The following is a 22888-nucleotide window of genomic DNA, read 5'->3' as shown; positions in this document are numbered from 1 at the left end:
GGCCCCGCAGCGGATCGCGCGGATCGTCCGGGGGGCCCTGCCTGCGACGGACTACTTGATGCCTTCCACGTCCTTGAGGACCTGGGCCCACGCCTCGTCGGGCGACTGCTTGCCCTGCTCGACCCGGCCGATGCCGTTGCCGATGGCCGTGCGCACGTCGCCCTCGCGGGGGCCGAGGTGCTGCGGCTTGAGGTTCTTCGCGGCGTCGGAGTAGATCTTGCCGACGGGGGCGTCGTTGAAGAAGTCCTTCGTGAAGTTCTGGATGTCCGGCTGGTCGTACAGCGAGGGGATCGACGGGAAGTTGCCGATCGCCTTGAACACCGCTGCCTGGGTCTGCGCCGAGGTCAGGAAGTCGATCAGCTCGGCGGCCTCCTTCGGGTGCTTGCTCTGCTTGGGCACGGTGAGGTGCGAGCCGCCGGAGTTGCCCGCGCCGCCGGGGACGGTGGCGATGTCCCACTTGCCGGCCGCGTTCTTGGCCTGGTCCTGGATGTAGGCGGTCATCCACGCGGGGCAGATCACGGTCGCGAACGAGCCCTTGGCGAAGCCGGTGTTCCACTCGGGCGTGAACGCGCCGATCTTGGCGGACAGGCCGGCGTCGATCATCTGGACCGACAGGTCCCACGCCTTCTTCACGTCGGGGTTGGTGGCGACGACGATGTTGTCCTGCGCGTCGTACACGCCCACCGGGGCCTGGGCGATGATGGCCCGGAAGATCTCGCCGGGGCTGTCGAAGAACTTGGCGTCCTTGGGCGCCTTGGCGGCGAACTTCCTGCCGGTCTCGATGTACTGCTCCCAGGTGGGCCACAGGGCCGACACCTCGTCGCGCTTGCTCGGCAGGCCGGCCTTCTCGAACAGGTCGGTGCGGTAGCACATGGCCAGGCCGCCGACGTCGGTGCCGAGACCGATGAGGGCGCCGCTCGGGGCGAGGCCCTGCTGCCACTTCCAGTCGAGGTACTCGCCCTGGCGCTTGTCGAGGCCGTACTGCTTCAGGTCGTAGAACTTGTCGGGCTGCGAGGTGAACTGGCTGATGTAGCCCACCTCGATCGCCTCGACATCCGCGGCGCCCGCCCCGGTGGCGAGGTGCGCGGCGAGGTTGGTGTGGTGGTCGGCGTACGCCGCCTGGCGCTCCTCGATCTCGACGTTGGGGTGCGTCTTCTTGAACTCCTCGTAGAGCGGCTTGAAGCCGAAGTCGCCGAAGAGCCCGACGCTGAGCTTGATCTTCTCCGTGGACTGGCCGCCGCCGGTCTTGGTGTCGGATCCGCCCCCGCCGCACGCCGTGAGGGTGAGCAGGGAGGCGGCGAGCATGGGGGCGACGAACCGGACGATCCGGCGGCCCGCGTGGGGAGTGCCCATGAACCCTCCTTGGGTTCCGCATATGAAATCGATCTTGAAGAGAGCGCTCTCGCACAAGAGTGGGAGTCGGTAGTGAGGCCGTCAAGTGGCTGATCTGTAACGATTCCCGTTATCTCGAAATGCCGTCATCGCTGGTGAGAGCGCTCCCACGGCTATCGGCGCAGCATGGGAGTGCCGTGCCTGCATGTTCGTGTAGCCGGGCGGTCGTTGTGACCGTGCTTCAGCCGGCCGAGGGGTTCAGGCCCTCCCGATACCGCTGCGGGCTCACGCCGCGCTCCCGCTTGAAGGCCGAGCTCAGCGCGAAGGCGGTGCCGTAGCCGACTCGCCGGGCCACGGTCTCCAGCGTCGCGTCCGTCTCACGCAGCAGGTCGGCCGCCTGCGCCAGCCGGAGCCCGGTCAGGTAGGCCATCGGCGGCTCGCCGACCAGTTTCGCGAACCGCTGTGCCAGTGCGGCGCGGGAGACCCCTGTCCGGCCCGCCAGCTCGGCGACCGTCCACGGGTGGGCCGGGTCGGCGTGCAACATCCGCAGCGCCGGCCCCACCACCGGGTCGCCGTGCGCCCGATACCAGCCCGGGGCCTGGGCGTCGGGGCGGGAGAACCAGGTCCGCAGCACGGCGATCAGCAGCAGGTCCAGCAGGCGGTCGAGCACCACCTCCTGGCCCGGTTCGTCCTTGCCGATCTCCCGGCCGAGCAGCGTGACGAGGGAGCCGTCCCAGGAGTCGCCGCGCAGCACCAGCAGCGTGGGCAGCGCCGCCAGCAGCCGCTGGGTGACCGCGCCGCGCATCTGGTAGGTGCCGATGAGCATCACGGCCGAGCCGTCCGGGTCGTTGCCCCAGTTGCGTGTGCCCAGGTCCATCTCCGCCGACAGGCCGCGGCCGTCCGGCGTGGTGCAGACCTGCCCGGGGTGGATCACGACCTGCGGGGCGGTCGCCGGGTCGTCGGCGACCGTGTAGTGAGCGGGACCGCGTACGACCGCCACGTCCCCGGGCCCCACCCGTACGGCCCGGTCCTCGTCCGCGGTGATCCACGCCTCGTCGCGCACCATCGCGACCAGGCACAGTGGCGCCTCGTCCTGGATCCGCACCGACCAGGGCGGGCTCAGCGTCGCCCGCAGCAGGAAGGCCCCCCGCGCCCTGGGCCCGTCGAGGAGGTCGGCCAGCGCGTCCATGCCCGGAATCGTAGACGGCCGGATATGCGGTCGAGCGTCTCGGCGATGTCGCCCGGAGCCCTCCGCCGGTTGACTGATCGCCATGATGACGACAGCGCAGATCCTGGTCACCATCGGCGCCCGCGCCGCGGCGAGGGCGTCATGACGTACCTCCTGGCCGCCGTCGCGGCAGCCGTGTCCATGCTCATGACCGCCGGGATGGCGGGCACCTTCTTCGGGTTCTCGGTCGGGGTCATGCCGGGCCTCAACGCGGCGTCGGCCCCCTCGGCGATCGCCGCGATGAACGCTATCAACGTCAAGATCCAGAACCCGGTGTTCCTGGCGGCGTTCGTCCTCGCCCCGGTCGCCGCCGCCGGGGCGGGCGCCCTGCTGCTGGCCACCCCTCGCTCCGGCGCGGCCTGGCCGTTCTTCGCGGCGGCCGCGGTGTACGCCGTGGGCGTGATCCTGATCACGGCCGCGGTGAACGTGCCGATGAACGACGCCCTGGCCGCCGCGGCGGCACACGGCGACCCGATCGAGGCCGCCGCCCGGATCTGGTCGGACTACTCGGCCCGGTGGACCACCTGGAACACCTGGCGCGCCGTGGCCGGGGGAGTGAGCCTGCTGCTGATGGGCTACGGCGTCCACCGCTGGGGCCGGGGCTCCTGACCCCGTCCCGGTCCGGACCGCGACGGACTGGAGAGCGCTCTCGCAGCGATGTTTCCACCATTAGGGTCTTCGAGAGAACGCTCTCTTGGATTGCACAGATCCTCTTGACGGGAGTGAGATTCAGAGGGGACAGTGTCGCTCAAGCGGTCCGCGGTCGCGGTGCGCGGGCCCTCACGACCCCCTCCGGACGCCGCCGTCCGGCCCTTCCAGACGTTCACCGTCTTCGCTCCGTGAGGCCACCCGCCACCCCCCAATCCCCCCGCCGCGACGACCGGACCGAGGAGAGAGGTACTCATGCGTGTGCTCCACTCCCCATGGCGGCGCTCGGTGCTGGCGCTGCTCGCCGTGGCCGCCGCGGTCATGGCCCTCGCCGTACGGCCCGCCGACGCGTCGGTGCCCGGGACGCCGTCCGGCTGGTCGCTCGTCTGGTCGGACGACTTCAACGGCACGGCCGGTACGCTCCCGTCGTCCACCAACTGGATCATCGACACCGGCCACTCCTACCCCGGAGGCCCGGGCAACTGGGGCACCGGCGAGATCCAGAACTACACGTCCAGCACCTCCAACCTGAGCCTGGACGGCAGCGGCAACCTGCGGATCACCCCGATCGGCAGCGGCCAGAACTGGACCTCCGCGCGGATCGAGACCCGCCGCGCCGACTTCAAGCCGGCCGACGGACGGATCCTGCGCATCGAGGGCCGCATCCAGATGCCGAACGTCACGGGCGACGCCGCCCTCGGCTACTGGCCGGCCTTCTGGGCGCTCGGCGCGCCCTACCGGGGCAACTACCAGAACTGGCCCTCGATCGGCGAGTTCGACTTCATGGAGAACGTGAACGGGCTCAACACGGTCTGGGCCACCCTGCACTGCGGCGTGAACCCCAACGGGCCGTGCAACGAGACCAACGGCCTGGGCAACAGCCGGGCCTGCCCCGGCTCGACCTGCCAGTCGGCCTTCCACACCTACCGGTTCGAGTGGGACCGCAGCGTCAACCCCAACCAGCTCCGGTGGTACGTGGACGGCCAGCAGTTCCACAGCATCAGCCAGAGCCAGCTCGACGCCACGACGTGGTCGAACATGACCTCCCACGCCGGATACTTCATCCTGCTCAACGTCGCCATCGGCGGCGGCTTCCCCAACGGTGTGGCCGGGTTCTCCACGCCCACCTCCGCGACCGTGTCCGGACGGCCGATGGTGGTCGACTACGTCGCCGTGTGGCAGAGCGGCGCGACCAGCAGCCCGCCGCCGAGCTCGCCCCCGCCGGGTGGCGTGGACGCCCGCTCCACCATCCAGGCGGAGAACTACCAGGCCCAGAGCGGCACGCAGGTGGAGACGACCCAGGACAGCGGTGGCGGCCAGAACGTCGGCTACATCTCCAACGGCGACTGGCTGCGCTACGACGGCGTCAACTTCGGCTCGACGGCGGCGCGGCAGTTCAAGGCCAGGGTCGCCTCCGGCGCGGCGGCCGGCGTGAGCGGCCTCGTACAGGTCAGGCTCGACAGCCCGACGGCGACCCCGATCGGCGACTTCGCCGTCGGCAACACCGGCGGCTGGCAGAGCTGGACGACCGTCCCGGCCAACATCACGCCGACGACCGGCACCCACACCGTCTACATCACCTTCAGCAGCGGGCAGCCGGCCGACTTCGTCAACCTCAACTGGTTCACGTTCGCCACGTCCTGACCGCCGCGCCATGGGCGGGGGCCGCTCGTGGTCCCCGCCCATGTCCCGCGCGAACGCCGGACGTACGTCACCCGGTGGGCGAGACGGTCTCCGGTGACGGCGACCCGCCGGGCGTGACGGGCGCGGACGGAGTCTGCGGAGTCTGCGGGGTCTGTGCCGGGGGTGCGCCGCCTCCGCCGTGCCCCGGCAGGGCCGGGCGGCTGGCGTCCGCGGACGATGATCGCCCCTCGGGCTGCCGCCGGTCGTGCCCACGATCCACACCTGGTCGCCCTGCTGGATCCCCTGCAGGCCCTTGTAGTCCGCGACGATCCTGGTCGACTCGTCGACCGTGTAGGTGCGGCCGTCCACCGTGAGGGCGCCGCTCCGCACCGAGTCCACCGAGCCCGTCTGGCTCGTGAAGGTCTGGTAGTCGCGGGCCGTACGCGGCTGCTGGGGCTGTCCGAGCTGGAGCAGGGCGAGCTCGGACATGCCGAACCGCTCCGGACCGGGCCGGAGCTGTCCCGCCTGGGCGTACCGCGGCTGGTCCTGGCCCGGTGCGCCCGCCACGGCGAGGCCGGCGCCGGTGGCGAGAGTGAGCGCCGCGGCGACTCCGAGGAGCAGCCGGGGCCGTTTGCCGTGAGGTTTCGGCGGCTTGCTGGACATGGTCATCGGTGTGCTCCCTCCACTCGGCGCTGGGGCACGACATGACACGGCATGACACGGCATGACACTGTGCGGCCTGACGTGGCCGGCGCCGCTGGGATGTGCGCGAACGACGTGAGCGGACGTGACCGTGACAGGTCATGGAACGTCCGCGGGAACGACGCGCCGGGTGTACACGGCCGCGCATGGAGCGCGCGGCACCGCGAACCCGTCGCGGAGGGCCCGCCAGTGGCACTCCTGGCCGGGCCGCCCGGTCGACCCGTCCGGTCAGCCGCCGGCCCCCGCCGGTCGGCCCGCCTTCGGATCCCCTGGCCGCCCTACCCCATCGAGTACGGCGTTCACCGCCCGCTCGGTAAAGCCATCGTCCAGAGGCAATTGCCGGAATACCACCCGCAGCCAGACCGCGCCGGCGAGCAGGTCCATGATCGTCATCGGGTCGGCGGATTCCGCGATCTCGCCGCGCTCCCGGGCCCGTTCGAAGATCGGCCGCTCCCGGGCGAACCGGTCGGCGAAGAAGCCCCTGGCCGCCTCCGCGAGTTCGGGGCTGTTGGCGGCGGCCCCGAGCGCCGCGACGGCGATGTCCGCCGCCGGGGGAGTGGTGAGCAGCCGGGCCAGGCCGTCCAGCAGCGCGTGCAGGTCGCCCCGCAGGCTCCCGGTGTCGGGCACGTCGAAGTCGAGCGCCCGCGCTTCGACCAGCGCCGTGCCGAGCAGGGCGGCCTTCGACGGCCACCACCGGTAGATCGTCGTCTTGTTGACCCCCGACCGTTCGGCCACGCCCTCGATGGTCAGGCCCTCGTAGCCCTTCTCCGCCAGCAGGCGCAGCGCGGCGTTCAGGATGTCGTCCTTCTTGCGTGGGGCCATGGCGGGAGCCTACTGCAACGCACCGTTGTGTTTTAATGGCGTATGCAACGCAACGTTGCGTTGGTTTCGAGGAGGTGGATCATGAGTATGCCGGTGGTCTTCGTCCACGGCACCCGCGTGAGCGCACGATGTGGTCCCCGGTCCGTGCGCTGCTGCGGGCCCCGTCCGCCGCGCCCGACCTGCCCGGCCACGGCCGCCGCCGAGGCCTGCCGTACGGCACAGAGGCGGCGTGCGACGTCGTCGCGGAGGCGATCGCGGACCTGGGCGGACGGGCGCTCGTCGTGGGGCTGTCCCTCGGTGGTTACGTGGGCATCGCCGCCGCGGCGCGGCATCCGGACCTCGTCGCGGGCCTGGTCGCGATGGGCTGCACGACGCGGCCCGACCGGCCCAGGGCGCACGCCTACCGGTTCGCCGGGCGCCTGGCCGCCCGCACCCCCGCGCTGGCCGACCGGGTGAGCCGCTTCGCGTTGCGCCTGATGCTGCCCGGGGCCACCGGGGACGCCATGATCGAAGGCGGGCTGAGCAGCGAGGTCGTGGCGTCCGTCGTCGAGGCGGTCACGGCGGAGGACCCGCTCGCCTCGCTGGCGGCCTACCCCGGACGGGTCTGGCTGCTGAACGGCGCCCGCGATCCCTTCCGGGCCGACGAACAGGCGTTCCTGCGGGCCTGCGCCGACGGCAGCCTCACGCACCTGCCGGGCCGTGGCCATCTGACCGTGCTCGCCGATCCCGCGTGGCTGGCCCGTTTCATCGACGCCGCGGCCCGGGACCTGTCCGCCTGCGCGGCCTGATCAGCCCCGCGCCGTACGCCCGGCCCCGCTGAGCGCGGCGACGAGGGCGAGCGCCAGGTAGACCAGCCCCGAGGCGTACCTGAGCGTGCTCGCGCGCAGGCGGCGGCCGAGCGACCCGGCGGTGAGCGCGTACACGAGGTCCGAGGCCAGCCCGATCACGGCGAGGACCAGCCCGAGAAGGAGGACCTGCCCCGGCACGTCGCCGAAAGGATCCACGAACTGCGGCAGGAACGCCAGGAAGAACAGCACGGTCTTGGGGTTCAGCACGTTGACCACGACGCCTTCGAGGAAGACCCGGCGCAATGGCTGCGGCCTCGGCTCGTCGTCGTCCGAGCCCCGGCCGGTCAGGGCGCGGACGCCGAGATAGGCAAGGTAGGCGACGCCGGCCCATTTCACCGCCGCGAACAGCGCCGCGGACCGCGCGAGCAGATAGGAGAGGCCGGCCGCCGCCGCGGCGATGTGGAGCAGCGTGCCCGTCTCCACACCGAGAGCCGAGGCGACCCCGGCACGGCGGCCCTGGGCCACACCCCGGGCGGCGATGTAGAGATGGTTGGGGCCGGGCACGGCCACCACCGCCGCCGAGGCGGCCGCGTACACCAGGAACGTCGAGGCGTCGATCACGCTTGCCGAGGCTAGAGGCGTCCCGGCCCGCACACCCGGGCCAATCGGCGCCCGTGTCCGTGGACCAATGCGGCTCAGAGCGTCCCGGGGCCCTCGGCGAGGTCCCGTACGATCTGGATCAGCTCGGCCGGGTCGAACGGCTTGGTGAGATAGGCGTCGACACCGATGTCGTACCCCCGCCTGCGGTCGTCCTCCTGGGCCCGGGCGGTGATGAGCATGACCTTGATGTGCCGGGTGCTCGGGTCCTTCCGCAACCGGGTGGCCGTCTCCCAGCCGTCCAGGCGCGGCATCATCACGTCGAGCGTGATCACATCGGGATCCACGTCATGGACGCGGTCCAAGCAGTCCTGCCCGTCGTACGCGGTCTCGACCTCGAACCCCTCCAGGGTCAGGTTGACCGCTATGAGCTGCCGGATGACCTCGTCGTCATCCACGACCAGCACGCGTCCCAGAAGCTCGCCCACGGCGGCAAAGCTAGCCAATGAGACGGGGTGAGCGCGCGGTTTTCGCTGATCCACATGCCCGCGCCCGCCGGCGGCCGTAATGATGTCACGAGCGGCCTTCAAGTGCTGGTAGCCTTATCAGCGGTTGAGCCCCCTTAGCTCAGGGGATAGAGCACCGGCCTCCGGAGCCGGGTGCGCAGGTTCGAATCCTGCAGGGGGCACCAGATCAAGACCAGTCCACATGTCGTGTGAGCTGGTCTTTTTCGTGTCGTACGACTGTCGCGATCTTGTCGTTCTGCGACGGTGTCGGACGCGTTGCGGCAGGGTCTGCGGAGCACGCGGGCAGAGTTCGCGCCGAAGAGAGCGCAAGGCCCGCGTGGCCGTCTCCGCCGGCGCCTAGGTGGACTTTGTTAGGTCGGCATGGTGCTCGTTGGTGGCAGGTGAGGCATCCGTCTGTCCGGCAGCGCCTTCTGATGGAATCCCGACCGTCGGCAGGGTGGGCCGCGGGCGGTGCGCGTATGACCGTCCGCGGCCCGGTAGGACCTCACATCAGCTGCGTAGGCTCCATTGCTGGTTCGTGCCGCCGTTGCACGCCCACAGAATGATCTTCGTACCGTTGGCGGTGCCGGCGCCGTTGGCGTCCAGGCACAACCCGGACTGCACACCGGTGATGGTGCCGTTGGAGTTGAGGTTCCACTGCTGGTTGGTCTGTCCGTTGCAGTCCCAGATCACCACCTGGGTGCCGTTCGAGGTGCCCTGGCCGTAGGCGTCCAGGCACTTGTTGCCGAACACCTGCAGCTGCTTGCCCGAGGTGTACGTCCACCGCTGGTTGGTCTGTCCGTTGCAGTCCCACAGCTGCGCCTGAGCGCCGTTGGTCGCCGTGCCGCCGCTGACGTCCACGCATCGACCCGACTGGCCGCCCACGATCGTGACGTTCTGCTGGCCGCTCCCGCCGTTTCCTTGCCTGACGAGCGATTTCGACTCGGCCGATCGATTCCCCTGGGCGTCCACGACGTAGAGCCGATACTCACCGGTCGACGTCGGAACGGCAATGGAGGTCGCGGTTCCGCTCGCCCGGGTCATCGTGTTGCCGACGGCGAAGGAGGTCGTACCCGAGGGGGCCAGCCAGACCGTCTTGCTCGCATCGCCGGTGCTGCGGATGGGAATCGATGTCACACCGGCGCCGACGAACGTGCTGGCGGGCAGGACGTAATCCGGAAGAGAAAGATTGCTCTGGGGGATGATGTTCCTGTACGCGTCCTCGAGTCCGGAGTTCACGGCGATGCTGTATGCCTGCGACGGCCAGACGTAGTCGGAGGATACGAGGATGTCCTGGACCGTGCTGTTCGGCAGGTTCTTATTGGAGACTTTGTTGATAGGGCCGTATGTCTGCGTGATGCTCAGATCATGCTTACGTCCGAAGTCGTCGGAGTTGATGAGCCACGTGACATTCTTGTCCACGCTCAGGACGTTGTCGCGGAAGGTTATGTACGCTGAGCCTTCGTCCGGGTGGAGTCCGTACTTGTGACCGGCCGGGACGCCCTGCAGATAGTTGTTGCTGATCGTGGTTCCCGGCTGGCTGCCCAGCGTGTAGATGGGAGCCGTGTCGCCCAGGCGCTGCACCGTGTCGATGATGTGGTTGTAGCTGATGTTGTTGTTCTTCGCCGTGGTGGTCGGCCGGTTGGGCTGGATCGAACCTGACGATCCGTCGAAGTTCCACCACCCCCAGCCGAGCGTTATGCCGGACCACGGGGCTTTCTCGATGCGATTGTGCTGGATGGTCAAGGTGTCGGCGAAGTACGCCGAGATGGGGCTGTGCCCGTTGAACAACACGGCACTGTCGTAGATGTAGTTGTTCTTGATGTCGATGTTCTTGGGCGCTCCTTCGACACCCACGGGATACTTCTCGTGATTGGTGGAGGTGTAGTCCCCGATGTAGACATGCTGGGGATGGCCGACGACGATGGCGGACCCGGCGATGTCGTTGGTGTAGTTTCCGATCAACTGCGTGTTCACCACGTCGTTGGCCATGGTGATTCCGTCGACGCCGGTGTGCTGTATCCGGTTGTTCTGCAGGACGAGCCCGTCGGCGTTGTCGATCTGAATGGCGCCGGGCGCCATGTCGACATTGCGGTAGTAATAGACGTGGAAGTTCTGCTTGGCATATGCGAGCGCGCCGAGATTGCCCTGCTGGGCTTGTTTGAGCACCGAGCCGGCCACGTTGAACAGGTTCCAGTCGGAGTGCTGGACCGTGAGGCCGGCGAATGTGATGTTCCGGACGCGAGCGCTGGTGGAGGTGCCGGCGACCCTGAGAAGGGTGGACACGTTGTTCGGCGCGAAAACCGTCGCGGTCGTCATGTCCTCGGAGGTTGCCTTGTAGTAGTACAACGTCCGGCTCGTCTTGTCGAAGTAGAACTCGCCCGGCGTGTCCAGGAACTCGTAGGCGTTCATGACCTTGTGGGTGCCGCCGACCTGGGCGTTCCCGTTGAAGGCGCCCTGGGCGATAGCCGCTCCCGGCTGCTGGAACTGAGCTATACGGTTCGTGCCGTCAGAGGTGACCTGCCGGACTCCCACGATGGCCGTGGTCCAGGTCGTCGCCGTCTCTATTTCGATGTCGTCCTGATTGGCGGCGATGGCGGGAAAATCGCTCAGACTGTACTTCGCTCCCGCGCACTGCGAACCCGATTCCCACGCCCAGGGAGCCTGTCCCGCCGTGATGGTGTAGGTTCCGTAACACCCCTGCGAGTTTATTGTTTTCGAAGCCATGTACGCTCGCTTGTCGTTGACATAGAGCGCACGGAGCTTGTTGCTGCGATTCAGCGGTGCTTTCCAGATGTTACCGCTGTGCTGCGTCCATCCGGTTACCTGAACGCCTCCGCTGAGGATCGGCGTCTCGTTCTGGTACGCGGCGTATACGACCCGGAATCCATTCGTGCCGGAGTCGGCCGGCGTGAAGTCGATTGTGCTGCCGACCGGATAGCTGCCCCCGCGGAGGTACACGTAGATGTCGCCTGTCATGTCGGCGTTCACCGTGCGGACGACGTCCCTCGCGCGCTGCAGGGTTCTGAACGGCGACGTGATCGTTCCAGGGTTGGCGTCGTTGCCGTCGGGGGCGACGTAATAGGTTGCCTGGGTCGCTGCCGAGGCCGCGGTATTACCTGTGAAGGCCGGCAGCAACACGGCGGCGACGAACACCGCAAGCGCTACTAACGCCTTCCCAGTGGTGGACAGGGCTGACTTCACGCTCTGTTCCTTTCGCTGGTTCCGAGCAGATTTTCGCCGCGAAATCACCCCGCCGTGGCAGAACTCATCGGGGTGTGCCATCGCGCGGGCGTGGCGCCTTGTCTTGCAGTTGCGGACATCTCGTGCGTGCGGCGTCCGCGGCGCACCGGATCCCTCCTGGATCAGCCGCATTCCGGGCAGGTTCAGGGAGGAAACCACTTCATCTCAGCAGTGGTGAATCACATTGCTGGTGAAACTTTCATCGTCACACGGCGACGATCTGCCATTCCTGGTTGGCACCGCTGTTGCCGGCCCATTGGATGACTCGGGCGCCGTCGGCTGTGGAGCCGGCTTCGACGTCCGCGCACAATCCATTGCCGATGTTGACCAGCCGGTAGTAACCGCTCGTGGCCGCGGGGACGAGTTTCCACCGCTGGTTCGTGCCGTTGGTGTCGGTCATCTGGACGAGGGCGGCGCCCTGGTTGGCGTTCGGGCTGCTGAGGACCTTACCGCTGCCGACGCTGGTCAGCCGGAACGAGCCGTCGGAGTTCTGCGACATCCGCCACTGCTGGTTGGTCCCGCCGTTCCAGGGCCATTGGACGACGGCGGCACCGTCGGCGGTGGAGCCTCCGTAGACGTCCAGCACCTTGCCGCTGTTGCGGTTGACCAGGCGGACGACGCCGGTGGACGGGCCGCCGGTGCCCAGCTCGACGGTGATCTGGGTCGTCGTACCTGCGGTCAGTGACACCTGCCGGGCATGGCTGCCCAACGGAGAGGCGGCGACGCCTGCGCTGGTGGTAACGGAAGCGATCCCGCGCCGGCTGATGAGCGTCACGGTTTGGGTTACTTCGGAGATGACGGTGGCGGTGACGGCCCGGGCGCTGATGTCCCAGGTGAGCGATTCGATCCGGATGCGGTTGCGGCCGCGCACGCCGGTGATCGTGCCCTTGGCGAACTGATCGGGCAGCGCGGGCAGCAACTCCAGGATGCCGGGCCTGGTGTAGATCAATGCCTCGGCGACAATCGCGGGCAGCGAGTTGGCGGCGTCGGCGTTGTAGATCGACAGGTTCGGGTTGTGCGAGGTCATCAACGATCGGAAGACCATGTTGTTGCCCAGGATCTTCCGCAGGTTGCCGTACACGCCGGCGCCGTCCTTGAGCCGGGCTCGGGCGAGGCTGCGGTGGATGGCGCCGTGGGCCTCCCCTCCCTCGTCCCCTCGCAGATCCAGGGCGCGGCTCGCGTAGCGAATCAGGTCGGGCTTGTCCTCGGGGTTGATCTCGTGCAGCGGCCAGACCGGATACATGTGCTGTACGTGACGGTGGTTGTACCGGTCGGTCAGGCTGGGCCACGACCATTCCGCGAGCGCCCCGTCGCCGTTGATCCGATAATCGGGCATCTTGGCCAGCAAAGCGGTCCAGCGTTGCACGCCTTGGCCTGGGCCCTGCTCGGTGCCGAGGAAGTCGGCGGCGTCGATGGCGGCCTGCAGCGCATGCTTGCCTGCGGCGATCTCGCCGGTCGCATTGATCGACAGTTGCCTGCCCGTGTTGCCGGGGCTGTTCTCCATGGAGAAGCACGGCACGAAGATGACCTTGCCGTTGGCGTCAGTGCGAGTGAGGAAGTCCTCGTAGAACAACGCGAGCTCGATCAGGACCGGAGCGAGCTTGGTGCGGTAGAAGGTGGCGTCACCGGTGACCTGGTAGTACTCGAGCAGCGGATAGAGCAGCCAGTCGGCGCCGCCGATCCAGGTGTGGCCGGGGAACCCGCTGTCGAAGTGCAGCATCTTGCCGTACTCGCCGTCGGTGCGGGAGGGAGCGAGCAGGCCGCGAGTGCCGTAAAGATTTCTGGCGTTGGTGCGCCAATCGTTGATCTGGCCGAGGATCAGATTGAAGTAGCCGTCCATGGCTTCGGTGAGGGACAGGATGTTGCCGCCGGCGACCTGGAAGTTGACGTTGGCGTCGGTGGTGAAGTCGCCGGCCCACGCCGCATCCCAGGCGCCCGTCCACAGGCCGGTCAGCCGCGGTGGCAGGACGCCGCTGGAACTGAGGAATAGGTAACGGCCGGAGTCGTACATCCGCTCCAGCAACGCGAGGTCGATGACATTGCGGTTGGAATTCTGCCGCGCGATCAGCTCACTGGTCGACAGTTGCCGATCGGCGGCGCTGACGTTCAGGTCGAGGCGTGACCGGTCGTACAGCGGGGTGTGCAGGGCGGTATGCCGCGTGAGCAGCGTCGCGTAGTCGGCGCTCAGCGCGGCCAGCGCCATGTGCAGCGGTTTCGCGTCCCACGCCGTGGACGACTCGTAGCGGTCGAGTTTGGTCAGCAGCACGAGTTTGGTCGCCGCGGCCACGACGATGGCCGACCCGCTCACCCGTACCGAACCGCCGGTCGCGACCACCCGGGTGACGCCCTCGTAGCCGAACGCCCCCTGCCCGGCGGGGTATGTGCCCCGCAGGTTCAGGTAGCCGTCACCGTTGCCGACCGTGGCCAGGGTGGCGAAGCCGACGGACCCCGGCACGCCGCTCAGGGCCGTGTTGACGCTCAGCGTGGTGTCGATCGTCCGCCCCGGCGCGGGAGTGAGTTCGTGGACGATGACCCGGTCCGCTCGGGAGGCGAAAGCCCGGCGCGTCCACGCACCATAACTGTCGGTCCACGTCGAGGTGACCTCCCCGGTCCTGAAATCGGTGATCCGGGCGTAGTTGTTGACGGTCGTCATCCCCGGGGTGCTGATCTGCAGCTCATAGCCCGGATGGAAGGTCTGGGTCCAGCGCAGCGACCAGCCGGAGGTGAAGTCGCCGGTGGCACCGTTGAAGTCACCGGCAAGCGCCTTGTCCCTGACGCCCGGCAACCGGCCCGACAGCGTCGGCGGAGTCAGGTTACGGGTGCCGTTGGGCATCACGAACCGATGATGCGTGAAGACAACCTTCTCCAGGGTGGGCGCGCCGTAGAGCATGGCCCCGTACTCGCCGTTGCCGGTCAGGAAGGCATCGGTCCAACTCACGGCGGAGGCCGTGTCGTAGATGCCGCGTTGCGGCAGTTGCGGCGGCACGGCGCCAGCCGCTCGGTCAGCGAAGATCGCCGAAGGAAGCGCGGCAGCGCCGACGGTCGCCGCCGTGGTGGCGATGAAGCGTCGACGGTTCAGCGGCATGTTCATTGAAGCTCCTGGTGGCGAGTTGGGCGTGATGCTCGCGGCCGAGTGCCGGCTGTGCCGCCACGGCTGGTCCACCTCCGCGATACGGCCGCCTCCGAAGGCAAGAACAATTGGGTTTGTCGGGGGGACATCCCATGAATAGGTGCGGTTTCGCGCAACGTATGACGTCTGATGTATTGGGTCAAGAAACAATTTCGAGCGTCGCGTAACCTGGTCCCGGTTTCCAGGACGGCCGACTACTCTTTCAGGAGCTCGGTGAAACTTTCATCGACAGGAAGGTTGTTGAGCCCCAGAACGGCGACCGCGAGGTGTGCGCCTGCCGTCGGTTACTTCCTTCATTCATCCGTGGGTGCGACGCGCCCGCAGGGAGACATCCCACCTTTAGATGGCGGCCTCGGCATCGGGCTCGACCGTCCCCGCGCGGCAACTCCGCAGCATCGCCGCACACTCCGCACAGTCGGATGCGGCGTGGCCCGTTCACTCCGGGCGTGGCCGGCGGTCCCGCCCCTCCACCACCGGGCGCCCGAGCAGTTTGTCGATGCTGCGGCGCTCGCGTTTGGTGGGCCGTCCCGCGCCACGAGCCCGAACGGCCACCGTCACGGCTCCTCGCGCGGAGGAGGCGGAGGGCTCTTGTCGACGTAGCACTCGGCGGCCACGGGGGCGCCGACGCGCTTGGTGATGATGCGGGAGACGACCACGATGCGTTCGCGCCCCTCGTGCCGCACACGGATCTCGTCGCCGACCCGGACGACGTGCGCGGGCTTGACCCGCACACCGTTGACCCGGACGTGACCGCCCCGGCAGGCGTCGGACGCGATCGAACGAGTCCTGGTCAGCCGTACCGACCAGATCCAGATGTCCACCCGCGCACTCACCTGCTCACCCGACACCCCGACACTGTACTGAGAGCGGCGCCCCGCCGGCAGGCAAGCCCGCCTGGCCAAGGGCTGCAGGGATTGCAGCATCGTCCCGTAGCGGCCGGCGGTGAGGATGCCTTCGAGCAGGACGTGCTACCCGTGGTCGAGGGAGTACCGGACGATCGCGTCGATGAGGCCGATGTTCATACCGCCGTCTACGTCCCGCTCCAGCAGCAGCTCGGACGGCGACGAGTGTGACGTCACCTTCCAGGGCCTCCTGATCAAGGACTGACCCTCCGGTTGATCTGCTGAACATAGGGTGGACGGCATGGCGCTGCGACTTGGTCTGCTGAATATCAAAGGTCGGGATAGCTCGGCGCTCGGCCGGTTCTGGGCGGAGGCGCTCGGCTGGGGTGTTTTCAGCGAGGGACCAAACGTGACAGGCATTGGGCCCGTGGGCTTCGTCTGGCCGGATCCCGTCGCCGTCTGCGTCTGTGTGGTCACCGTTCCGGACCCGGAAACGGTGAAGTACCGCGTGCACCTTGATCTCGCCACCACCTCTGTGGCCCATCAGGCGGAGTTGGTGGCGCGCCTGCAGGAGCTCGGTGCGACGCCCGCCGATGTGGGTCAGGGTGATGACGTCCCGTGGACGGTTCTGGCCGACCCGGAGGGCAACGTGTTCTGTGTGCTGGAGCCTCGGGAGATCTACCGGGACACCGGGCCGATCGCCGCGGTGGTGGTGGACTGCGCGGACCCGCGGGCCATGGCCCGGTTCTGGGGCGAGGCGATGGACTGGACCGTGCACGAGGTTACCGACGATCATGCCCGGCTGCGCTCCGCCAAGGGTGTCGGGCCGTATCTCGAGCTCCTCCGCACAACGCCCGGCGTGAGGACCGTGTGGAACCGCGTCCATCTCGACCTGCTGCCTCACTCCGTTGGGGACCAAGCGGCGGAGGTGGCGCGGTTGCAGACCCTCGGCGCGACGCTCGCCGACGTCGGGCAGGGCGACGTCCCGTGGATCGTCCTCGCCGACCCGGAGGGCAACGAGTTCTGCGTACTCGCTCCAGCCTGACGCGGAGTCTAGGTCGCCTCCTTACCGCGCCTTCGCGCTGCGAGACCCCGCTCGGGCGCGCGTCACCGATAGAGGGCGGCCAGGGCTGCGGCGGTGTCGCCCAGTTTGCGCCGTAGCTCGGCGGGCTCCAGGATCTCCACTTCGGCCCCGAGTTTGAGGAACTCGGAATGGGCGTGTGTCAGCGATTCGATCGGCACGGTGGCCCTGACCCAGCCCTCCGCGTCCGGCCCCTCGGCCGTGTCGTCCACGGCGGTCACCACGGCCGAGCTCATCGTCTCCCGCAGCCGCTCCCGCCCGTCCGGCGAGAGCCGGATCACCGCGTGGCCCTGGAACAGCCGCGACCGGAAGCCTGCCAGGTGTTCGCGCCAGTGCCCGGCCAGGTCGAAGCCCTCGGGGCGCTCGAAGGTGTCGTCCGTGACCCGCAGCCGCAGGATCTGGTTGACCCGGTAGGTCCGCAGGGTGCCGTCGCAGCGAGCCACGAGGTACCACTTCCCGCCCTTCAGCACCAGCCCGTACGGCTCCAGCCGGCGTTCGACCTCGGCGGGGGCGGCCCACCGCCGGTAGAGCACCTCGATGACGCGGCCGCTCCACACGGCCTCGGCGACATCGGGCAGGTGCGGCACGTGGTCGCCGTCGTAGTACCAGCCGGGGGCGTCGAGGAGGAAGTGGTTCCGCATCCGCCTGGCACCGTCCCGCAGGGCGGCGGGCAGCGCGGCCTCGATCTTGAGCTCGGCCGCCGCCGCGTGGGAGCCGAGCCCGAGTTCCGCGGCCGGTCCCGGCAGCGGGGCCAGGAACAGCGCCTCCGCCTCCCGTGGGGTCAGGCCGGTGAGCCGGGTGCGGAAGCCGTCCATCAGCCGGTATCCGCCCTCGTGCCCGGCCTCGCCGTACAACGGGATCCCGGCGGCGTGCAGCGACTCGACGTCGCGGTAGATCGTGCGGACACTCACCTCAAGCTCTTCGGCGAGCTGGCGGGCCGTCAGGCGACCTCGCGACTGGAGCAGCAGAAGGATGGACAGCAGCCGGGACGCGCGCACATCCACTGACGATACGTGTCAGTGAAGGGGCCGTACGGTCCCGGCATGACGTTCATGCGGAAGATCACGCGGCCGCTCGATCCGATCGCGGTCGACGAGCGGTATCACGACGAGCGGCCCGGGCGAGTATTCGAGCCGAGGGGCGAATCCCCGGACCGTGGCGACTACCTGGCCGGCAGCCGGCCGGAAGGGGCGGGACGGTGAACGACTTCGACTTCCTCGTCGGCAGGTGGGACGTGGCCAACCGGAGGCTGCTGAAGCGGGGTGTCGGCAGCGACGAGTGGGAGGAGTTCCCCGGCCGCTGCGTCGCGTACGGCTTCTTCGACGGCGCGGGCAGCTTCGACACGCTCACGCTGCCCACCAAGGACTTCGACGGCGCGACAATCCGGACGTACGACGCCGAGCGGGACGAGTGGTCCATCTACTGGGTCAACAGCAGGCGCGGCCTGGACCCGGTCCCGGTCGTCGGCCGCTTCGTCGACGGGGTCGGCACCTTCTATGCCGACGACACCGACGACGGCCGCCCGATCCGCGTCCGGTTCATCTGGTCGGGGATCACGCCCGACTCGTGCCACTGGGAGCAGGCATTCTCCTACGACGGCGGCCAGACCTGGGAGACCAACTGGACCATGGACTCCACCCGCGTCGGGTGATGCCGCAAGGAGAGGCGTCGAAGCCCGGGCAGGATGCCCCGACCCGCCGGCACGGCTCCAAAGCGTGCGGCGGCAGAGGAGCGCGGGGGACGGCGTGCTTTGCGGATCGGCGCCGGAGGTGGCAGCATGCGCCGATGCGACCATTGAGGCTGATCGAGTCGGCCCCCGGGAAGTACTCGCTGTTGCTGGACGCGGGCACCACGCAGGTGGACGACGTGATCGAGGACCTCGGTCACGAGCCGAACGGGTACTTCTGGGAAGGCGTCGCGCAGGTGCTCGTCAGCACCGAGGCCCCCGCCCTGGAAGGCCGGTTCTCCTACGATCCGGAAGCCGACATGTTCTGCGCGCGCGGAAAGGACCGCGGCGCGCTGGAGGAACTGGGCACCCGGATGGCGGCCATCGCGACGGACGCCGACCGCGTGCGGCGGCTCGTCGCGACCGCCGAGGCGGACGGGTTCGAGTTCGACGACTGACTCGGCCGCCTGGTGTTGCATCCCGGTCAGTTCAGGTCCACAGATACGCGTCGATCCAGGCCTGCTCGGCCGCGTAGCCGGAGTCGTGGGTCCGGGCCGCCGCGAGGGCCGTGAGAGCCCGCGCGATGCGGTGCAGTCCGAGGACGGTCAACCGCCGCGCCGCGGCGGCGGGCCGGCCGCGTCCTCGGCGTCAGCAGGACCGCCGGGGACTGTCGGACCCCGATGCCATGATGTGCTCGTGGTGGTCGACTTTGAAGCCGAGCTGTGGCAGTGGGATGCCCGGCGCTCCGACACGTGGACCTTCGTCAGCCTGCCCGCCGAGGCGTCCGAGGAGATCCGCGATCTGGCGGGCGGACTACGTCGCGGCTTCGGTTCGCTGCGGGTGCGGGTCACGCTCGGAGGGAGCACGTGGAAGACCTCGATCTTCCCGGACAGCGCGCGTGGCGCTTACGTGCTGCCCGTCAAGCGTGCCGTCCGCGCGGCCGAGGCTCTCGACATAGGTGACGTCGCGACCGTAACCGTCGAGCTCATCGACTTCTGACCACCGGGGCGCCGGCCCCGCGACGGAGCGCTGCTCCCCCTTGACCTGTGGAACCGCGAATCGGCCGCCGGAGGATTCAGGTGCGGCCGAGGCCCGCCTCACGGGCGCGGACGATCGCCTCGGCGCGGTCGGCGACGTGCAGCTTGGCGAAGATGTTCGAGACGTTGTTGCGGACGGTCTTCTGCGACAGAAACAGCGTGCTCGCGATCTGGGCGTTCGACCGTCCCGCGGCGACCAGCGAGAGGATGTCCCGTTCGCGCGGAGTGAGCTGTGGGAACGCGCCGAGGTCAGATGCCGCGGACGGGCCGGCGAAGAACTCGGCCACGCGGAGCGCCACCGCCGGGCCGAAGATCGCTTCACCGTGGGCCACGGCCACGATCGCCCGGGTGATCTCGGCCTGGTTCGCGCCCTTCAGCAGGTAGCCACGAGCTCCGGCCCGCATCGCGGCGAACAGGGTGCTGTCCTCCTCGGACATCGTCAGCACGACGACCCCGATGTGCGGGCTGTCCGCGACGACGCGCCTGGTCGCCTCGATGCCGTCGAGCTCCGGCATCGTGACGTCCATGACGACGATGTCCGGCTGCAGCTCCGCGGCGCGCTCGACCGCTTCCACGCCGGTCGCGGCCGTGCCGACCACCTCGATGCCGGGGATCGAGGCCAGCAGCATGGCCAGCCCTTCGCGATAGACCGGATGGTCGTCGGCGAGCAGCACCCGGATCAGCTCATCGGACACCCGCCACCTCCGTCGTCTCCTCGAGGGGCAGCCGCGCGCGGACCAGCGTCCCGCCGCCAGGCGGGCAGACGACCTCGCAGTCGCCGCCGAGCTCGGCCGCGCGCTCCCGCAGCGAGAGCATCCCCACCCCGGCCGTCACGTCGACCCCGATGCCCGAGCCGTCGTCTCGCACCGTCACCTCCAGCATTCGTTCCTGCGCCGCAAGTGTGATGTCGCAGTGCGCCGCCCCCGAATGCCGGACCACGTTCGTCAGCGCCTCCGACACGATACGGTACGTCGCCACCTCGACCGCGGCGGGCAGCGAGCCGAGGTCTCCCTCGGCGGACACGGCGACCTGAAGCCGGCTCGACCTGACGCGCTCCGCCTGCTGCTCGACGGCGCGACGCAGGCCGAGCTCGTCGAGGGCCGGCGGCCGCAGGTCGTGCACCAGCCGACGGACGTCGGCCAGCACGGCGGCGACGTCGGCGGCCGCCTGTTCGAGCATGCGGTCGGACTGCGCGGGAGCGCTCTGGGCCAGATTCCGCGCGGTCTCGATCCGCAGCGCCACGGCGCCGAGGCTCGGCCCCAGCCCGTCGTGCAGGTCGCGCCGCAGCCGCCTGCGCTCCTCTTCCCGCGTGCCGACGAGCTGGACGCGGATGCGTTGCAGGTCGGCGCTGAGCTCGCTCGCACGGGCCGCGGCCGCGGCCTGCCGTACGAGGTCACCAAGGAGCCGCTGGTCGCGTTCCGTCAGGTCGGTACGGCACAGGACCAGGCGGCCCACCACCTCTCCGCGGTAGGCCACCGGCAGCGACAGCGACGGTCCGTGCGGAGAGCCGTGCTCGACCACAGACCGGGCGCCGCCGGCACGCTCGATCTCCACCCTGACGTAGGAGAGCCGGAAGGCGTCGGCCACCGTCCGGGCCAGCGCGACCAGTTGGTCGTCCGGGTCGGTGGCAAGTTCGAGTCGCTCGGCGAGCGTCGAGACCATTCCGTACGGATCGTCGCGTCCGCCGCGGAGCAGCCGGCGTATCGCCCGCCACAGCCAGCTTCGAAGCGGCGCGTAGACGACCGCGACGATCGCGATCGCGGCCAGGGCGGAGTCGCGTTCCCCAAGCGTGCTGCCCGCGACGGTGAAGACGGCGACGTCGATGACGACCACCGACAGCGCCAGCAGGCCGTACAGGACGGTCGCGGGCAGCAGCCGGTCGATGTCGTACAGCCGGTATCTGGTGACCGCGACCAGCACGGCGGCGGAGGTGAGCGCGATCGCGAGGCAGAAGAGCACGGCCGTGACCCTGACGGGCGCCACGAACTGGAGCAGCAGCACGAACATGTCCACGAGCGCGGCCCAGGTCAGCCAGCGGATCTGGGCGCGTCTGTCGGCGTCGGCCACACGGTAGCGGTGCAGCATGACGGCGAACGGCACCACCAGGCTCACCGGCTCGGCGATGTACGCGACGGCCAGCACAGGCGTCCATACGTCGTACGGCAGAGCGATGCTGAGGGGATCGAGCGCGAGCCGGGAGATCTCCGCGGGAAGCGGGGTCGCGGTGTACCGCGCCATCACGTCCATCGGCACCACCACCAGGCACGCCGGCAGCAACGCGGTCAGTGCGAGGCTGACGACCGACAACCACCGCCAGACGCGGGCCGCCGGCAGACGCCCGTCGGGGAACAGCAGGATCAGCAGCGGCAGCCCCATCAGCAGCGCCGACCCGAAGCGCTCGAACAACCAGTAGGCGGCCGAGGCGCCCGGTGCGCCCGGTGACGTGTAGATCGCATACATCGACCAGGCGCCGAGGAAGCCGTTCAGCGCCCATTCCAACCCGGAGACGGTCAGCACCCAGGTGACGGGATGCCGCGGCAGCCGGCGCAGCAGCAGAGCACCGGGCAGGGCCTGCGCCAGGCCGGCCATGGCCGACGGCCAGTTGGCGACGTCGAGCCCGGCGCCCGGCGAGGCCGCCACTCCGCGGTTGCGGAGGTCCACGATCGCCGTGCCCGCCGCGAGCGCGAGCGCGATGACGGCCGGCGCCGCCGCCAGCGCCGTCCGCACGGCCGCCCGGCCCGTCGCCGTACGTCCGGCCGCTTCCACGTCCACCACGACAGGCATTGTCGCCTGCTCACCATCCCGCTGTCCCGGGACAGGAGTCCCGGGATTTCGTCCCGGGTCGGCCGCGGGGAGCCGGGGACGGGATCCGGGACCGGTGACTCTGTGGGGCCGGGGCGGCGGGCACGGATGGTGGATCCGCACGCCGCACCGCGCCGCGGATCACGGAAGGAAGAATCATGGACACTCACATCACCAGGGAAGCCGCCAAGGCGCGCACGGACGTCACTCCGTCCGCCGCCTCCACCGGCGGCGCCGCCGGCCTCGGCTCCATTCGCCTCGCGGGGGCCGGGCTCACGATCGGCGCGCTGGCCTGGGCCGCCAGCATCTTCGTATACGGCACGGACGCCCAGGGGATGGGCGGGCGCATCCACGACCTCACCGGCTTGGCCTTCCAGCTCGGCGTGTTCTGCCTGCTCCGGGTGCAGATGAGGACACGGGCCGTCGGCACGTCGCGCGGCGCCGCGATCGGGCTTCGGGTCGAGGCGGTGCTGCTCGCAGTGGCCGGCGTCTGGTCGCTGCTCCACGGGGTCCTGCCCGACGGTCTCAGGGACCAGGTCTGGCTGGGGCTCATGGACATCTTCTGGCCGCTGTCGATGTTCGGCATGTTCGCGATCGGCGTCAAGCTCGCCCTCGCCGCGAGATGGCGGGGGATGCTGCGCTGGTGGCCGCTCGTAGCCGAGACCTGGGCGGTGGCGACCGTTCCCACCTACCTCGTGTTCGGCGACCCCCTGGCGAACTGGGTCGGCGGCTGCCACCTCGTCATCGGATACGCGCTGCTCGGACTGCTGCTCACCCGGCGACCCGAGCTCACCGTCGCCGACGAGGAGAACGGTCGCTGACCCGCCGACCTGGTGGACAG

General features: G+C 69.3%; 19 protein-coding genes, 1 tRNA gene and 1 pseudogene. 10 read left to right on the top strand and 11 right to left on the bottom strand.

Going from position 1 to position 22888, the window contains the following annotated elements; translation table 11 throughout:
• Positions 1–51 precede the first annotated feature (51 nt).
• Positions 52–1353, bottom strand: coding sequence for an ABC transporter substrate-binding protein (locus tag B1L11_RS11615; protein ID WP_079314474.1), 1302 nt, complete (start codon positions 1351–1353; stop codon positions 52–54).
• A gap of 220 nt (positions 1354–1573) precedes the next feature.
• Positions 1574–2521: an AraC family transcriptional regulator gene (locus B1L11_RS11610; RefSeq protein ID WP_079314473.1), complete on the bottom strand. Its 948-nt coding sequence runs from the start codon at positions 2519–2521 to the stop codon at positions 1574–1576.
• Positions 2522–2662: 141 nt separating this feature from the next.
• Here B1L11_RS11610 and B1L11_RS11605 point away from each other — a divergent pair, with 141 nt between their 5' ends.
• The gene (locus B1L11_RS11605; protein WP_079314472.1) at positions 2663–3169 is read left to right on the top strand and encodes an anthrone oxygenase family protein; all 507 of its coding nucleotides are present in this window, start codon (positions 2663–2665) and stop codon (positions 3167–3169) included.
• A gap of 294 nt (positions 3170–3463) precedes the next feature.
• Positions 3464–4852 (top strand): glycoside hydrolase family 16 protein, encoded by a 1389-nt coding sequence (locus tag B1L11_RS11600; protein ID WP_079314471.1) that lies wholly within the window; start codon positions 3464–3466, stop codon positions 4850–4852.
• A gap of 909 nt (positions 4853–5761) precedes the next feature.
• On the opposite strand, the gene B1L11_RS11595 is transcribed toward B1L11_RS11600, so the two are convergent.
• Positions 5762–6355: a TetR/AcrR family transcriptional regulator gene (locus tag B1L11_RS11595; protein WP_079314470.1), complete on the bottom strand. Its 594-nt coding sequence runs from the start codon at positions 6353–6355 to the stop codon at positions 5762–5764.
• A 128-nt stretch (positions 6356–6483) separates the two neighbouring features.
• Between B1L11_RS11595 and B1L11_RS11590 the strand changes: the two genes are divergently transcribed.
• Positions 6484–7143, top strand: coding sequence for an alpha/beta fold hydrolase (locus B1L11_RS11590; RefSeq protein WP_218671049.1), 660 nt, complete (start codon positions 6484–6486; stop codon positions 7141–7143).
• Here the strand turns inward: B1L11_RS11590 and B1L11_RS11585 are convergent, their stop codons facing one another.
• Both B1L11_RS11585 and B1L11_RS11580 read right to left on the bottom strand, forming a co-directional pair.
• The gene (locus B1L11_RS11585; protein WP_079314469.1) at positions 7144–7764 is read right to left on the bottom strand and encodes a LysE family translocator; all 621 of its coding nucleotides are present in this window, start codon (positions 7762–7764) and stop codon (positions 7144–7146) included.
• Positions 7765–7838: 74 nt separating this feature from the next.
• On the bottom strand, positions 7839–8228 hold the full coding sequence (locus B1L11_RS11580) for a response regulator transcription factor (RefSeq protein ID WP_239108334.1): 390 nt from the start codon (positions 8226–8228) through the stop codon (positions 7839–7841).
• A gap of 128 nt (positions 8229–8356) precedes the next feature.
• On the opposite strand from B1L11_RS11580, the gene B1L11_RS11575 reads away from it, so the two are divergent.
• A tRNA-Arg gene (locus tag B1L11_RS11575) sits at positions 8357–8431 on the top strand.
• A 325-nt stretch (positions 8432–8756) separates the two neighbouring features.
• Here B1L11_RS11575 and B1L11_RS11570 read toward each other — a convergent pair.
• The 3 genes and pseudogenes from B1L11_RS11570 to B1L11_RS11560 form a co-directional block, all read right to left on the bottom strand.
• Entirely contained in the window at positions 8757–11450 is a 2694-nt protein-coding gene (locus tag B1L11_RS11570) for an RICIN domain-containing protein (RefSeq protein ID WP_218671048.1), read from the bottom strand.
• A 244-nt stretch (positions 11451–11694) separates the two neighbouring features.
• Positions 11695–14769, bottom strand: coding sequence for an RICIN domain-containing protein (locus B1L11_RS11565; protein WP_218671047.1), 3075 nt, complete (start codon positions 14767–14769; stop codon positions 11695–11697).
• Positions 14770–15054: 285 nt separating this feature from the next.
• Positions 15055–15440 (bottom strand): annotated as a pseudogene (locus B1L11_RS11560) (RNA-binding S4 domain-containing protein).
• A gap of 322 nt (positions 15441–15762) precedes the next feature.
• Here B1L11_RS11560 and B1L11_RS11555 point away from each other — a divergent pair.
• Positions 15763–16506, top strand: a complete 744-nt coding sequence (locus B1L11_RS11555; RefSeq protein WP_079314496.1) for a VOC family protein — start codon at positions 15763–15765, stop codon at positions 16504–16506.
• A 62-nt stretch (positions 16507–16568) separates the two neighbouring features.
• Here B1L11_RS11555 and B1L11_RS11550 read toward each other — a convergent pair whose 3' ends face one another.
• Complete coding sequence (locus B1L11_RS11550; RefSeq protein WP_079314466.1) at positions 16569–17540, bottom strand: YafY family protein; 972 nt, start codon at positions 17538–17540, stop codon at positions 16569–16571.
• Between the two features lie 45 nt (positions 17541–17585).
• On the opposite strand from B1L11_RS11550, the gene B1L11_RS46715 reads away from it, so the two are divergent.
• From B1L11_RS46715 to B1L11_RS11530, 4 genes are all read left to right on the top strand, one after another.
• Positions 17586–17744, top strand: a complete 159-nt coding sequence (locus B1L11_RS46715) for a hypothetical protein (RefSeq protein ID WP_179155088.1) — start codon at positions 17586–17588, stop codon at positions 17742–17744.
• Positions 17741–18193, top strand: a complete 453-nt coding sequence (locus tag B1L11_RS11540; RefSeq protein ID WP_079314464.1) for a hypothetical protein — start codon at positions 17741–17743, stop codon at positions 18191–18193. Before B1L11_RS46715 ends, B1L11_RS11540 begins: the two co-directional genes overlap by 4 nt.
• A 134-nt stretch (positions 18194–18327) precedes the next feature.
• Positions 18328–18666: an Imm51 family immunity protein gene (locus B1L11_RS11535; protein ID WP_079314463.1), complete on the top strand. Its 339-nt coding sequence runs from the start codon at positions 18328–18330 to the stop codon at positions 18664–18666.
• Positions 18667–18904: 238 nt separating this feature from the next.
• Complete coding sequence (locus B1L11_RS11530) at positions 18905–19207, top strand: DUF1905 domain-containing protein (RefSeq protein WP_079314495.1); 303 nt, start codon at positions 18905–18907, stop codon at positions 19205–19207.
• A 76-nt stretch (positions 19208–19283) separates the two neighbouring features.
• Here B1L11_RS11530 and B1L11_RS11525 read toward each other — a convergent pair whose 3' ends face one another.
• Both B1L11_RS11525 and B1L11_RS11520 read right to left on the bottom strand, forming a co-directional pair.
• On the bottom strand, positions 19284–19940 hold the full coding sequence (locus B1L11_RS11525) for a response regulator transcription factor (protein ID WP_079314462.1): 657 nt from the start codon (positions 19938–19940) through the stop codon (positions 19284–19286).
• Entirely contained in the window at positions 19930–22020 is a 2091-nt protein-coding gene (locus B1L11_RS11520; protein ID WP_079314461.1) for a sensor histidine kinase, read from the bottom strand. Before B1L11_RS11520 ends, B1L11_RS11525 begins: the two co-directional genes overlap by 11 nt.
• A 185-nt stretch (positions 22021–22205) precedes the next feature.
• Between B1L11_RS11520 and B1L11_RS45090 the strand changes: the two genes are divergently transcribed.
• Positions 22206–22868: a hypothetical protein gene (locus B1L11_RS45090; protein ID WP_143737191.1), complete on the top strand. Its 663-nt coding sequence runs from the start codon at positions 22206–22208 to the stop codon at positions 22866–22868.
• Positions 22869–22888: the final 20 nt, after the last annotated feature.

It is taken from the genome of Microbispora sp. GKU 823, assembly GCF_002027145.1.
Classification (GTDB): domain Bacteria; phylum Actinomycetota; class Actinomycetes; order Streptosporangiales; family Streptosporangiaceae; genus Microbispora; species Microbispora siamensis.
The sequence above is the reverse complement of the archived record's forward strand: the minus strand, read 5'-3'. Positions and strand labels throughout refer to the sequence as shown.